At 73.1% G+C, this 13342-nt stretch carries 11 protein-coding genes; 6 read left to right on the top strand and 5 right to left on the bottom strand.

What is annotated here, in order from left to right; genetic code table 11:
• The first annotated feature begins 1 nt into the window (after position 1).
• Positions 2-637 carry a peptidase gene (locus tag ACZ7L4_RS08785; protein ID WP_472100963.1) on the top strand — a complete coding sequence of 212 codons (636 nt, stop codon included), beginning with the start codon at positions 2-4 and terminating at the stop codon, positions 635-637.
• A 217-nt stretch (positions 638-854) separates the two neighbouring features.
• Here ACZ7L4_RS08785 and ACZ7L4_RS08780 read toward each other — a convergent pair whose 3' ends face one another.
• Complete coding sequence (locus ACZ7L4_RS08780) at positions 855-2177, bottom strand: SWIM zinc finger family protein (protein ID WP_472100961.1); 1323 nt, start codon at positions 2175-2177, stop codon at positions 855-857.
• Positions 2174-5062: a DEAD/DEAH box helicase gene (locus ACZ7L4_RS08775; RefSeq protein WP_472100959.1), complete on the bottom strand. Its 2889-nt coding sequence runs from the start codon at positions 5060-5062 to the stop codon at positions 2174-2176. The genes ACZ7L4_RS08780 and ACZ7L4_RS08775 overlap by 4 nt, the downstream gene beginning before the upstream one ends.
• A 211-nt stretch (positions 5063-5273) precedes the next feature.
• Here ACZ7L4_RS08775 and ACZ7L4_RS08770 point away from each other — a divergent pair, with 211 nt between their 5' ends.
• The 5 genes from ACZ7L4_RS08770 to ACZ7L4_RS08750 all read left to right on the top strand — a co-directional run bounded on the left by ACZ7L4_RS08770 (position 5274) and on the right by ACZ7L4_RS08750 (position 8737).
• Complete coding sequence (locus ACZ7L4_RS08770) at positions 5274-5867, top strand: histidine phosphatase family protein (RefSeq protein WP_472100957.1); 594 nt, start codon at positions 5274-5276, stop codon at positions 5865-5867.
• 73 nt (positions 5868-5940) lie between these two features.
• The gene (locus ACZ7L4_RS08765) at positions 5941-6573 is read left to right on the top strand and encodes a hypothetical protein (protein WP_472100955.1); all 633 of its coding nucleotides are present in this window, start codon (positions 5941-5943) and stop codon (positions 6571-6573) included.
• A gap of 91 nt (positions 6574-6664) precedes the next feature.
• Positions 6665-7087, top strand: a complete 423-nt coding sequence (locus ACZ7L4_RS08760; protein WP_472100953.1) for an acyl-CoA thioesterase — start codon at positions 6665-6667, stop codon at positions 7085-7087.
• A gap of 25 nt (positions 7088-7112) precedes the next feature.
• Entirely contained in the window at positions 7113-7607 is a 495-nt protein-coding gene (locus ACZ7L4_RS08755; protein ID WP_472100951.1) for a GNAT family N-acetyltransferase, read from the top strand.
• Positions 7608-7780: 173 nt separating this feature from the next.
• Positions 7781-8737, top strand: coding sequence for a hypothetical protein (locus ACZ7L4_RS08750; protein ID WP_472100949.1), 957 nt, complete (start codon positions 7781-7783; stop codon positions 8735-8737).
• Between the two features lie 49 nt (positions 8738-8786).
• Here the strand turns inward: ACZ7L4_RS08750 and ACZ7L4_RS08745 are convergent, their stop codons facing one another.
• The 3 genes from ACZ7L4_RS08745 to ACZ7L4_RS08735 all read right to left on the bottom strand — a co-directional run bounded on the left by ACZ7L4_RS08745 (position 8787) and on the right by ACZ7L4_RS08735 (position 13328).
• Positions 8787-10139, bottom strand: a complete 1353-nt coding sequence (locus ACZ7L4_RS08745) for a nucleobase:cation symporter-2 family protein (RefSeq protein ID WP_472101968.1) — start codon at positions 10137-10139, stop codon at positions 8787-8789.
• Between the two features lie 350 nt (positions 10140-10489).
• Entirely contained in the window at positions 10490-11875 is a 1386-nt protein-coding gene (locus ACZ7L4_RS08740; RefSeq protein ID WP_472100947.1) for an 8-oxoguanine deaminase, read from the bottom strand.
• Between the two features lie 43 nt (positions 11876-11918).
• Positions 11919-13328: a nucleobase:cation symporter-2 family protein gene (locus ACZ7L4_RS08735; protein WP_472100945.1), complete on the bottom strand. Its 1410-nt coding sequence runs from the start codon at positions 13326-13328 to the stop codon at positions 11919-11921.
• Positions 13329-13342: the final 14 nt, after the last annotated feature.

The following is a 13342-nucleotide window of genomic DNA, read 5'->3' as shown; positions in this document are numbered from 1 at the left end:
CGTGATCTCTACGACCTCGTGCAGCACCTGTGGGCACCCCAGCCACACGCAGTTCGCCTCCCCCGACCTGGTCGGGCCCATCGTGTCCGGGCGGTTCGACCGCGCGCGGGACCCCGCGTGGCGGCAGTCGGGCGCGGCGACGGTCGAGGACTACGCGCGCTGGTGCGGGCACCTGTGCGGGGCGACGTGTCTGCGCATGGCGCTCGGGCCCGGCGCGCCCTCGCTCTTCGAACTGCGCGACGGGACGCTGAAGTTCGGCGCGTACCGGGTGGACGCCGAGGGCGAGATCCGCGGCATGATCTACGCGCCCGCGGTGGAGTACGTACGGGAGGTGCACGGCGTCGACGCGGAGGTGCACCGCACGCTCGGCGCAGACGGGATCGGTGAACTGCTCGACGCGGGCCGCCTGGTCATCGCCTCCGTGCACTACGCGATCCGCCGCCCGCACGAGCCGGCGCCAGGCCGCGGCGGCCACCTGGTCCTCGTCACATCGCGCACGCCGGACGGCTCCGGCTACCACTTCCACAACCCCTCGGGCACGGACGCGACGACCCGCACGGCGGAGCTGCCCGTGGAGCGCTTCGAGGAGTTCTTCGCCGGACGCGGCATGTCCCTGGCCGTGGGGGCGGGCCGGTGACGACGGCCCTGACAGCCGAGGCCCGGCCAATCAAACCCCCGCGGCGGCTGAGGCTCGACCAATCAAGCCCCTGCGGCGGCTGAGGCTGGGCCAAGTCAAGCCCCCGCGGCGGCTGAGGCTCGGCCAATCAAGCCCCTGCGGCGATTGAGCAGCGGGGTCCGGGGCAGAGCCCCGCGGCCGGAGGACGGACCCGTGGACAGGGGCGGCCGCCCAGGTGTCAGCCCCCGCCCAGGACGGAGTCCAACGCCGACACGGGGTCCCGCCCCGGCTCCCCGCGGGGCCACCACTCGTCCCGCCCGGGCTCGGACTCGTAGCCGTACCACCAGCCGTCACGCCCGAGCCGGAGCTGGACGGAACGGGTCGACAGATGGTTGCGGTGGGGGCGGAAGTCCGGGTGCCCCATGGCGAGGAGCGCCGGTCGGGCACGGTCGAAGGGACCCGCCGGCGGGTCCCACTCCTCCTCCAGGACCGAGAGCCCGTCGAGCCCGCCCTGACGCCAGGCGGCGACCGCACGCGCCAGATCGGTGGGCGTACGCCCCGTCCCCCGGGACAACGAGGCGTACAGCGCACGCGTCGCCGCCGTGAGGCCCGAGCCGGGGTGCGCGGCGGCGAGCCGGACCGCGTCCTGCCACGGGGTGAGGGCGGCGATCGGGTCCGCGCCGGTGGTGAGCAGCGTGTGCGCGCGGACCCCGGCCTCCGTGGCGAGGAGGTCGAGCGCGAGCGGGTCGGGGGCGTCCGGCGCCTGCGGGTAGGAGGGCGGGCGCTCGGGGTACTGCGGGGCCGGGAACTCCGGTGGCAGCTGCGGCAGTTGACCGTCCGCGGCGCCCGCGTACACGTCCTTCGCCGGGAGCGAGTCGAGCTCGGGGGCCCGCGCCTTCGAGCGCTCCTGCGCCTCGTGCACCGAGCTGCGCCGGGTCAGCGCCCGCAGCAGCTCCTGCTCGCCGCGCCCGCGCAGCAGGAACAGGACGAACGGGTCCTCGTCGAGGATCCGGGCCGTCTGGTAGCAGAGCGCCGCCGCGTGCTTGCAGGGGTGGCCGCGGTCCGGGCAGGTGCACTCGGGGGTGAGCTCGTCGACCGTGGGCAGCAGGTCGGCGGCCGCCGCCAGCGCGTGCGGCACGTCCTTGTCGAGCAGCGACGCCAGGTGCTCGGGGCGGGAAGCGGCCGTGTCCAGGAAGCGGTCCCAGGACTCGTCCCGCAGTTCCCTCAGGCGCAGTTCGGCCCGGTAGGGGCGGGGGCGCGAGCCGTGCACGTAGGCGACGACGCGGCCCGGGGTGACGGTGATCGCGTCGACGTGGCCGCGGTCCGCGTAGGCCCGGCCGCGCTCGAGGCGACCCTGGTCGAGGGCCGTGTCCTGCAGCGCGTCCACCCAGGCGTTCCCCCACCAGGTGAGGGCGAAGCTGCCGCCCGGCTCGGCGCGCGGCGGCAGCGGCGGGAACGTGCGGCGCGTGTCCAGATGCCGGGCCTTCGCCTGCTCGTCGGCGCCCGCGCGGCCCGGCACGTGCGGCCGGTGCGTCCTGTGGGGCCTGCGCGTCGGGCTCATCGCGTCGCCTCCCTGCGCAGCGTCACGAGGTCCGTGAGCTCCCGGTCGGTCAGTTCGGTGAGCGCCGCCTCGCCGGTGCCGAGCACGGCGTCCGCCAATGCCCGCTTGGTCGCGAGCAGTTCGGCGATCCGGTCCTCCACCGTGCCCTCGGTGATGAGCCGGTGGACCTGCACGGGCTGCGTCTGCCCGATGCGGTACGCGCGGTCGGTGGCCTGCTCCTCCACCGCCGGGTTCCACCACCGGTCGAAGTGGATCACGTGCCCCGCGCGCGTGAGGTTGAGTCCGGTGCCGGCCGCCTTCAGGGAGAGCAGGAAGACGGGCACCTCTCCGCTTTGGAAGCGGTCGACCATGCGCTCGCGCTCGACGATCGTGCTGCCGCCGTGCAGCAGCTGGCTGGGGATGCCGCGGGTGGTCAGGTGCGTGGCGAGCAGCTTGGCCATGGACACGTACTGGGTGAAGACGAGGACCGCGCCCTCCTCGGCGACGATCGTGTCCAACAGCTCGTCCAGGAGGGCGAGTTTGCCGGAGCGGCCCGCCAGGCGCGGGCGGGGGCCGTCGCCCTGGCCCTCCTTGAGGTACTGCGCCGGGTGGTTGCAGATCTGCTTCAGCGACGTGAGCAGCTTCATGATCAGGCCGCGGCGGCCGATGCCCTCGGCCTCCTCGATCTGCGCCATCGACTCGCGTACCACGGCCTCGTAGAGCGACACCTGCTCGCGGGTGAGCGGCGCGGGATGGTCGGACTCGGTCTTCGGGGGCAGTTCGGGCACGATGCCGGGGTCGGACTTCCTGCGGCGCAGGATGAACGGGCGGATCAGGCGGGCGAGGCGCTCGATCGCCTCCGGGTTCGTCCCGCCCTGGCCCTGGAGCGGGACCTCGCCCTCCACCACGCGCGCGTGCCGGGCGCGGAACGCCTTGAGCGGGCCGAGCAGCCCGGGCGTCGTCCAGTCGAGCAGGGCCCACAGCTCCGACAGGTCGTTCTCCACCGGCGTGCCCGTGAGCGCCACGCGCGCGGGGGCCTCGATGGTGCGCAGCGCCTTCGCCGTCGCCGAGTTGGGGTTCTTCACGTGCTGCGCCTCGTCGGCGACGACCATGCCCCAGGTGTGTCCCGCGAGTTCGGCGGCGCGGGTGCGCAGGGTGCCGTACGTGGTGAGGACGAAGCCGCCCTCGACGCCGGTCAGGGCGCGGTCCGCGCCGTGGAAGCGGCGCACCGGGACGCCGGGGGCGAACCGCTCGATCTCCCGCTGCCAGTTCCCGAGCAGGGAGGCCGGGCAGACGACGAGCGTGGGCGCGGGCCTGGCGCGGCGCAGGTGCAACGCGATGAGGGTGACGGTCTTGCCGAGGCCCATGTCGTCGGCGAGGCAGCCGCCGAGGCCGAGCGAGGTCATCAGGTCGAGCCAGGCCAGGCCCCGCAGTTGGTAGTCGCGCAGCGTCGCGCGCAGGCCCTCGGGCGGTTCGACCGTGTCGATGCCCCGGGTCAGCCGGTCGCGCAGCTCGGCGAGCCGGCCCGCGGGCACGGCCGCGACCCGCTCCCCGTCGACCTCGGCCTCGCCAGTGAGCGCGACCGCCAGCGCGTCGACGGGTTCGAGGAGGCCCAGCTCGCGCTTGCGGGCCTTGCGGACGAGGTCGGGGTCGACGACCACCCACTGGTCGCGCAGGCGCACCACCGCGCGGTGCGACTCGGCGAGCAGGTCCATCTCGCGCTCGGTCAGCGGGTCCCCGTCGAGCGCCACCTGCCAGTCGAACTTCAGCAGCTCGTCGCTGTCGAAGAACGGCGTCCCGTCGGTGGCCGAGCCGGGCGCGGCCTGCGCGCGCACCACGGCGGTCGCGGTCAGCGAGCGAGCGATGTCGCGCGGCCAGTGCAGCGTCACGCCCGCCTTGGCGAGGCGCGCCGCGCCGGGCCCGAGCAGGTCGGTCAGCTCGCTCTCGGACAGGGCGAGCACGTCCGGCACGTCCTGCTCCAGGAGGCGGCCGAGCGGCGGCCAGGCGAGCGCGGCGCGGCGCACCGCGAGGACCGCGTCGATCCGGGCGCGCGGGCCGAAGTGGTCACTGGCCTCCCCCGCCCACAGTCCCGCGGCGTCGACCACGCGCGTGGGATCGGCGAGGCTGTGCACCTGGACGATGGCGGCGCCCGCGCGGCGCGCCCCGGCGCCCTCCTCGGGCTCCTCCCCCTCGTGCCCGACGTCGTCCCCGTCGAACAGTGCGTACTGCGACAGGTCGAGCCGGAGCGACACCTTCACGCCCGCGTCGAGCCCGGCCGCCGCCTCGACCGCCCAGGGGCGGGCCCGCGGGATGTGCTGGGCGGCGGCCGCCGCGAACGGCGCGCCCGCCGCGTGCGCCGCGGCCGGGGTGCGCGGCAGGGCGTCGGCCACGGCGTCGAGCAGCGCCCGCACCAGCGCCTCCGGCTGCGGCACCCGCAGCGGCCTGCTGCCCGGCACCGGCGTCGCGTACCCCTCGGGCGGCAGGGCCGCGGCGACGGCCCTCACCTGCGCCACGTCGTCCTCGTCGAGGGGGCCCGCGCGCCACGCGTCGTGGTCGGAGGCGGTGAGGCCGGGCAGCAGCCGGCCCCGCGCCACCAGGTGCAGGGCGTGCGCCGCGGCGGCTCCCCAGGCGGCCGCCGCCGGGTGGGCGCCCGGGGTGCGGCGGGCCCGCAGCAGCTGGGGCAGCGCGTCCAGGACCGGCACCACGAGGGCGGGCACCTTGCGGCTGCGCACCCCTGAGCCGTGCGGACGCACGAGCGTCAGCTCGTCCTCGGCGCCCGGCAGCCCCGGCGCTTCGTGGCCCTCCTCCGCATCCGGGAACCAGAAGGCGATCCGCCCCGCACGCGGCAGCGGATCGGGCAGGAAGACGGCGGCGGCGCCCAGCGGGACACCCGAAAGCTCCGGCACGGTCGCGCCACCTCCCTTCCCACTCTGCGCTCGGGTCTCGACGACCCCTAAGACCTTACGGGCCGGGTCTGACAATCCTTGATCCCGTGCCCGGTGCCCCACGTCCGGCCGCGCCGTCCGCCCGGTCCGCCCCGCCCGCCGGGCCCGCCCGCCCCGGCCCGGGGACAATGGCCGTGCCTCTGCCCACCACCTAGCGAACAGGCGCGAAACCTTGGGTGATCTGCTTCTCGTCCGGCACGGCGAGACCGAATGGGCCCTCACCGGGCAGCACACCGGCCTCACCGACATCCCCCTCACCGACAACGGCCGGGAGGAGGCGCGCCGCGTCGCGCCCCTCGTCGGCAGCTATCACATCGGGGCGGTCTTCGTGAGCCCCCTCCAGCGCACGCGCGAGACCGCCGAGCTCGCCGGTCTCGAGCGCTACACCGTCGATCCGGACCTGCACGAGTGGGACTACGGCGCGTACGAGGGCGTCACCACGCGGGAGATCCAGCGCACCCGGCCCGACTGGTACCTGTTCGACGACGGGGTGCCGCCGGGGCCGCCCGAGCATCCCGGCGAGACGCCGGAGCAGGTGGGCGACCGGGCCGACCGGATGCTTTCCAAGGTCGACGCGGCGCTCTCCAACAACGAGGGCAGCGTCGTCCTCGTCTCGCACGGCCACTTCCTGCGGGTGCTGACCGCGCGGCGCCTCGGGCTGCCGCCGTCGGGCGGCTCGCACTTCCTGCTGGCGACGGGCACGGTCAGCCGCCTCACCTTCGAGCACGGCAGACCGGTGATCTCGGGCTGGAACCTGCGGCCCTGAGCCCGGCCGCCCGCTCGTCCCGGCCCGTTGTCAGTCCCGTCGTGCACTATCGGGCCAAGACGGGAGGCACGCCATGACCAGACCGCCGACTGCCGCGCAGCGCCGCATCATCGAGGCAGCCGACCCGGAGACGGGCCGGATCTCCGGCACGCCCGCCCAGCTCGACCGGCTCGTCGTCCTGAAGCTGGCGTTCCGGCACCCGCGGCCCCCGCACGAGCACTTCCTGACCCCGGCGGGCCACCGGCTGCGGGAGGCCGGGGACGAGCCGCCGGCCGCCGAGCCCGAACCGGCGGAGTCCGGCGGCGTGTTCGCCGCGCGGCTCGGCGGCGAACCGCGCTCCGACGCGGGGCCCGCGCGGGCGCGCGAGGTGCGCACGGCCTGGCAGGGCCTGCTGGAGATACGCCGGATGACGAACGCGGACGGCGCGACGGACCGGCCGTGCGCCTGGGAGCGCGGCCGGCTCGCCCCGTCCGCCGCGCTCGCCCTGGAGGCCGCGGGCTGCGCGCCCGCGGACGGGGACGAGGCCGCTCCCGGCTATCGCGTGCGCGACACCCCGCAGCCGGAGGCCGTCGCCGTCCACCACCCGGAGCAGGACGGGCTCGCGGCGTGCGCGGCGGCGCTGCGGGAAGCGGGCTGGCAGGTCAGTGAGCACGCGGGGGCACGCGGCGGGGGCCGCTATCTGCTGGCGTCGCCCAGACGCGCGTAACGCACGTCACGGCGGCCGGAATGCCGTACCCCACCCGCCTGTTGGCATGATCGGCACAAGGCCCCACCGTCGAGCCATCGAGAGGAACGTCGTGGCAGAGCAGTTTTCCGTACCGGTCGAGGTCCGCGGGTACGAGATCGATGTCAACGGACACCTCAACCAGGCCGTCTATCTGCAGTACGCGGAGCACGCGCGCTGGTCGTTCCTGCGCCATGCCGGTCTCGACGAGAACGCCCTGCTCGGCCGCGGGGTGGGCCCCGTCGTCCTGGAGACGAACATCCGCTATCTGCGGGAGTTGCGCGCCGGCGACGTCGTCGACGTGAGCTGTGCTTTCGAGTTCGGCGACGGCAAGGTGTTCCGCGTCCACCAGACGCTCCGCAGGGCCGACGGCTCGGTGGCGGCCGAGGTGACCGCGGTGAGCGGCGTCATGGACCTCACCGAGCGCAAGCTGGTGCGGAACCCCGGGGAGATCTTCAAGGAGCTGGCCTCCGCCCCGGCCGTCCTCGGCCTCTGACCGGCCGCGCCGCCGCTCCCCCGCCATGAACATCCACAGCCGTTCCTACGGACACCCCGACGCGGTCTCGCTCAGCGAGCAGGTGCAGGCCGAGTACCGCAAACGCTTCGGCTACGACGACTTCACCGATCTGCACCCCGGACACTTCGACCCGCCGGGGGGCCTGTTCCTCGTCGCGTACGACGCCGGGGTCCCGGTCGCCTGCGGCGGCTGGCGGGCCCAGGAGCGGGACGACGCGGGCTACGCGGACGGCGACGCCGAACTGAAGCGCATGTTCGTCGTGGAGCGGGCACGCGGCCGGGGCCTCGCCCGCCGGATCCTGACCGCTCTTGAGGACAGCGCGCGGGACGCGGGCCGTACCCGCATGGTCCTGGAGACGGGCGTCCACCTGCCGGAGGCGATCGGCCTGTACGAGGCCGACGGCTACCGCCCGACACCGCCGTTCGGCCCGTTCCGGGACTACGACGACAGCCGCTTCTACGCCAAGTCCCTTGTCGGGCGCGGGCCTTCGGGTGCCTGACGGGGCGCCACCCGGACCGGGGCGAAGCCCGACGCCTCTTGAGCGGGCGGACCCCCGCGACCCTCTTGCCTCCTCCCGGGAAGATCGCTACGGTCCGGTCCGGCCCGTGTTTCTACGCGCGTCGACCTCGTGCACGGCACCATCCGAACGCCCCCATGCGAGAGGCCCCGCCCATGCAGTTGCGCCACAAGTCCCTGCTCTCCGCCGCCCTTGTCACGCTGGCCCTCGCCGCACCCGCCCGCGCGGGCGCCCCGGCGCAGTCCGCGCCGCCCGCCACCGGCTGGCAGCAGGTCGGCGACGACGCCACGTCCGGGGTCAGCGGACTCGCGCTCACCGGTGGGAACGCGGCCGGCGGCGCGGTGGAGGCCCTCGTCGTGCACGACAACAAGAAGCCCGGCCAGCCGCGGATCAGCCGCGTCGCCTTCCACCCCGACGCACCGAAGGACACGAAGGTCACCCCGCTCACCTGGGAGGGCATGGAGCCCAAGGACCTGGAGGCGATCGAGGCGGTGCCGGGCACGGACGGCGAGTTCATGGCGCTGGCCAGCAGGGGCCTCGTGTACCGGCTGCAGGTCGAAGGGGACACCGCGCGGGTGCTCGACCTGGCGCCGCTGCCCGCGCTCCCCGAGGGCGTGAACGTCGAGGGCTTCGCGCTCGGCACGGCGGAGCACGGGAGGACGGTCGCAGTGTGGGCCGACCGGGGCGCGGGCGCGGACCGCCCGGCGACGGTGTTCGCGGCGCCGTTCACCCTCAACGAGTACGGGGAGGCGGAATTCGGGAGCGTGGAGAAGGCGAAGTTCCGCGCCGCCTACCCGAAGGGCGAGGTGCGGCACGTCTCGGACATCTCGATCACCAAGTCCGGCCGCGTGATGGTGAGTTCGGCCTCGGACGCCGGGGACGACGGGCCGTTCGCCTCGGCGGTGAGCGAGGCGGGCCGAGTGTCGCTGAACGCGTCGGGCACCGCGGCGACGCTGCGGATCCCCGCGCGGCACGGCGCGCCCGACAGGTTCGACGGCCGCAAGATCGAGGCGGTCGAGTGCGTGCCGGGCGCGGACGGCCGTGCGCTGCTCGGCACGGACGACGAGAATCTGGGCGGGTACGTGAAGTCCGCGCCCGTGTGCGGCGGTTGAGACGCGGGCGGGGGTGGCGCCGCCGACCGCGCCACCCCCGCCGCGTCGCTCAGTGCGCCCCCGCCGCTGTCGGCTGGGTGCGCTGTTCCGCGATGTCGCCGCCCGACTCCATCGGCGACGTGACGTCGTCGGCGTCGCGCCCCTTGCCGATGTGGTTGAACAGCAGGTTGAGCACGACCGCGGCGACACAGCCCGTCGAGATGCCCGAGTCCAGGATGATCTTCGCGTTCTCCGGGAACGCGTGGTAGAACTCCGGCACCGCGATCGGGATCAGGCCCACGGCGAGCGAGACGGCCACGATGAGGACGTTGTTGTCCTTGTCCATGTTGGCCTTCACCAGGGTCTGGATGCCGCTGGCCGCGACCGAGCCGAACAGCACGACGCCGGCGCCGCCGAGCACCGGGCGCGGCACGACCGCGATCAGCGAGGCCGCCATCGGGCACAGGCCCATCAGGACGAGGAAGCCGCCACCGACCGCGACCACGAAGCGGCTGCGGATCTTCGTCATCGCGACGAGGCCGATGTTCTGGGCGAACGCGCTGCACATGAAGCCGTTGAACAGCGGGCTGACGGCGGAGCCGAGGGTGTCGGCGCGCAGCCCGGCCGCGATCGTCTTCTCGTCGGCGGGGCGGCCGACGATCTCACCGAGGGCGAGCATGTCGGCGGTCGACTCGGTCATCGAGACCACCATGACGACGATCATCGAGACGATGGCCGCGCCCGCGAACTGCGGGGCACCGAAGTGGAACGGGGTCGGGAAGCCGATGATGTCCGCGTCGCCGACCGGCGAGAAGTCCGTGGCACCGAACGGGATCGCGATCACCGTGCCGACCACCAGGCCGAGCAGGACCGCGATCTGCTTGACGAAGCCCGTCGTGAAGCGGCGGATGACCAGCACGATCACGAGCGTGATGCCGGCGAGCGCCAGGTTCTTCATCGATCCGTAGTCGGGCGCCTTGACGTCGGGCCCCTGGGCCCAGCCGAAGGCGACCGGCATCAGCGAGACACCGATGAGGGTGATGACCGTGCCGGTGACGACCGGTGGGAAGAACCGCACCAGTTTCGAGAAGAAGGGTGCGGCTATGAAGCCGAGCACACCCGCGACGATCACCGCGCCGAAGATGATCGGCAGCGCGTCGTCCTTGTCCTTCGTCGAGCCGACGACGGCGAGCATCGGGGCGACGCCCGCGAACGTCACGCCGTTCACGAACGGGAGGCGCGCGCCGATCTTCCAGATGCCGAGCGTCTGGAGGAAGGTCGCGAGGCCCGCCGTGAACAGGCAGGCGCCCGTCAGGAAGGTCAGGTCCTTCGGGCTGAGCCCGATCGCCGCGCCGACGATGAGCGGGGGCGCGACCACGCCCGCGTACATCGCCGCCACGTGCTGCAGACCCGTCGTCGCCATCTTCAGCGGTGGCAACTTCTCGTCGACCGGATGTTTGGTATGCCCCGCGGACTCGTCGGCGGGGGTCGTGCCTTGCTTGGTGAACCTGGGCTTCGTCGCCACTGCGGCTCCTCCGGTTGTTTTCCAGCCCCGGCAGGCCGCCGGCGCTTTTCGCTTCTGGGAGGTGGTGCAAGGTGCAAGGTCGTGCTGGTGGTGCTGTTCAGTTGTTGTGCGCCCAGGTAGTACTGGCCGCCCCGGGAACGTGAAGCTTTGGGCCACGTTCCGGGGCGGCACTCGGTCGAACAGCCCGCTCGGCAGCTCGATCGAGTCCCCGGCCAGGGGCCGTCCCCCCTGACCGGAGTCTCAACAACTCAGCTCTCGGCGGTGATCCGCGCGAGGCGCTGCGCCTCCGCCCGCGTGGAGCGGGCGATGGCGTCCTCGTCGACGTTCAGCAGGCGGCTGTCCTCGACCACCGGCTTGCCGTTCACGAGGGAGAGGGTGACCGGTGCGGCCGCGCCGAAGACGAGCGCGGTCACCGGGTCGGCGATCGATGCGTGGGCGAGGGTGTCCATCTTCCACAGCACCAGGTCGGCCAGCTTCCCGGCTTCGAGCGACCCGATCTGGGAGGCCCGGCCGAGGACCTGCGCGCCCCCGTACGTCCCGAGGCGCAGTGCCTGACGGGCGTTCAGGGCCGCCTCGCGGTGCGCGCCGAGGCGGTTGATGAGGAGGGCGTTGCGCAGTTCCGTGTGCAGTTCGCCCGACTCGTTGGAGGCGGTGCCGTCGACGCCGAGGCCGACCGGGACGCCGGCCGCCAGCATGTCGGGTACGCGGGCGATTCCCGCCGCCAGTCGGGCATTTGAGGACGGGCAGTGCGCGACACCCGTCTTCGTACGGCCGAACGCGGCGATGTCGGAGTCGTTCATGTGGACGCTGTGCGCCATCCACACGTCCTCGCCGAGCCAGCCCGTCGACTCGAAGTAGTCGGTCGGGCCCATGCCGAACAGCTCGTGGCAGAACTTCTCCTCCTCGACGGTCTCGCTGCCGTGGGTGTGCAGGCGTACTCCGAGGCGGCGCGCCAACTCGGCGCCCTGCTTGAGGAGTTCGGTGGACACCGAGAACGGCGAGCAGGGGGCCACGGCCACCTGCGTCATCGCGTCGAAGGAGTCGTCGTGGTGCTTCTTGACCGTCTCCTCGGTCGCGGCGAGCGCGCCGTCGAGGGTCTCGACGGCGAAGTCCGGCGGCAGTCCGCCGTCCTTCTCGCTGCGGTCCATGGAGCCGCGCGCCAGGGTGAAGCGCACGCCGGTCTCGGCGGCCGCCCGGATGATCGATCCGGAGAGGTCGCCGGAGCCCTGCGGGAACACGTAGTGGTGGTCCATGGCGGTGGTGACACCGCCGCGGGCCATCATCGCGAGGGAGCCCTGCGCCGCCGCGTATGTCATCTGCTCGTCGATGCGCGCCCACGTCGGGTACAGCGCCACCAGCCAGTTGAACAGGTTGTGGTCCGTCGCCAGGCCACGGGTGATCCACTGGTAGAAGTGGTGGTGCGTGTTGACGAGGCCGGGTGTGGCCAGGTGACCGGTGCCGTCGATGCGTCGGACCACGTTCTCGAGGCCCTCGGGCGCGCTGCCCGCGCCGATGGACTCGATCCTGTTGTCCGCGACGACGATGTGGCCCGAGGCGTACTCGGTGTCGTGCGCGTCGACCGTCGCGATGGCGACGTTCTCGATGACGATGCGGTTTGCCGTGGCAGGAGCCATGGTGCTTCCTTCAGTCGGTGTGACGTGTGGGCACGGCAGGACCCTAGGAAGATTTGAGTGCCGCGGCAGTTGCGCCACGGGTGCCGAGATGATGGAAGAACAGATTGAGCGAGACGGCGACGAGCGCGCCCGCGCTGATTCCGGAACCGAGCACGGTCTGCGCCCAGGCCGGGAAGTCGGCGTAGAAGCTCGGTGCGGCGAGCGGGATGATGCCCGCGCCGAGCGATACGGCCACCAGGATGATGTTGGAGCTGTCGTCGAGGCCGGCTTCGGAGAGCGTACGGATGCCGCTGACGGCGATCGAGCCGAACAGGACGATGCCCGCGCCGCCGAGGACCGGCATGGGGACCAGGGAGACGACCGCGCCGAGCATCGGGAAGATGCCGAGGATCAGCAGGGTGGCGCCGGCGACGGCGACGACGTAGCGGCTGCGCACCTTGGTGAGGGAGACGACGCCGACGTTCTGGGCGAACGCCGAGGTCGGCAGGCCGCCGAAGATCGGTCCGATGAAGGTGGCGATGCCGTCGGTGCGCAGACCCTTGGTGATGGTCTTCCCGTCGCACTCGCGCTCGCAGATCTCGCCGATGGCCAGCATGCCGGCGCTCGACTCGGTCATCAGGACGAGCATGACGAGGCAGAGCGAGATGATCGCGGCGGGCTGGAACTCGGGGGCGCCGAAGGCGAACGGCGTCGGGAGCGCGGCCACGGGCGCGGACTTGAGGGAGCTGAAGTCCGCCATGCCGAACGGGATCGCGGCGAGCGTACCGATCAACATGCCGAAGAGCAGGGCGACTTGCTTGACGAAGCCCTTGCCGAAGCGCTGGATCAGCAGGATGACGACGAGCGTGAACGCGGCGAGGGCGAGGTAGCGCATGTCGCCGTAGTCGGCGGCGGTCTTGTCGCCGCCCTGGGCCCAGCCGACCGGCACGGGCATCAGCGTCACACCGATGAGGGTGATGACGACGCCGGTGACCAGCGGCGGGAAGAACCTGAGGAGCCGCCCGAAGAACGGCCCGACCGCGAGACAGAACACACCCGCGACCATGACCGCCCCGTAGATGGCGGGGAGTTGGTCGCCTTTGGCGTTCGTCTCCGCGATGGCGAGCATCGGCGCGATGCCCGCGGAGGACGCGGCGTTGACGAAGGGCAGCCGGTTGCCGACGAAGCCCTTGACGCCGAGCGTCTGGAGCAGGGTGGCGAGCCCCGCGATGAGCAGCGACGCGGCGATCAGCCGGGTCTGGCCCGCGGTGTCGAGTCCGACGGCCTGGCCGATGATGAGCGGCGGGGTGACGACGCCTGCGTACATGGCGGCGATGTGCTGGAGTGCCGCGGGCGCGAGCCGCGACGGGTGGAGCTTTTCGTCCACCGGATGCACCTGCGAAGCGGTGCTGCTCTCCGATGGGGTGGAACACGGGCCCTCGGCTTCAGCCGGCCCCTTTGCTGGCACTGCCATTGCTTTATGTTCCC

This window comes from Streptomyces sp. NPDC107575 (genome assembly GCF_055657265.1).
This window is presented reverse-complemented; position numbering and strand designations above follow the sequence as displayed.

Bases quoted from the DNA above. Each gene is read 5' to 3' on its own strand.
- ACZ7L4_RS08745 (WP_472101968.1), bottom strand. From the start codon at position 10,139: ATGGCGACGACGGGTCTGCAGCACGTGGCGGCGATGTACGCGGGCGTG.
- ACZ7L4_RS08755 (WP_472100951.1), top strand. From the start codon at position 7,113: ATGAACATCCACAGCCGTTCCTACGGACACCCCGACGCGGTCTCGCTC.
- ACZ7L4_RS08750 (WP_472100949.1), top strand. From the start codon at position 7,781: ATGCAGTTGCGCCACAAGTCCCTGCTCTCCGCCGCCCTTGTCACGCTG.
- ACZ7L4_RS08735 (WP_472100945.1), bottom strand. From the start codon at position 13,328: ATGGCAGTGCCAGCAAAGGGGCCGGCTGAAGCCGAGGGCCCGTGTTCC.
- ACZ7L4_RS08780 (WP_472100961.1), bottom strand. From the start codon at position 2,177: ATGAGCCCGACGCGCAGGCCCCACAGGACGCACCGGCCGCACGTGCCG.
- ACZ7L4_RS08740 (WP_472100947.1), bottom strand. From the start codon at position 11,875: ATGGCTCCTGCCACGGCAAACCGCATCGTCATCGAGAACGTCGCCATC.
- ACZ7L4_RS08765 (WP_472100955.1), top strand. From the start codon at position 5,941: ATGACCAGACCGCCGACTGCCGCGCAGCGCCGCATCATCGAGGCAGCC.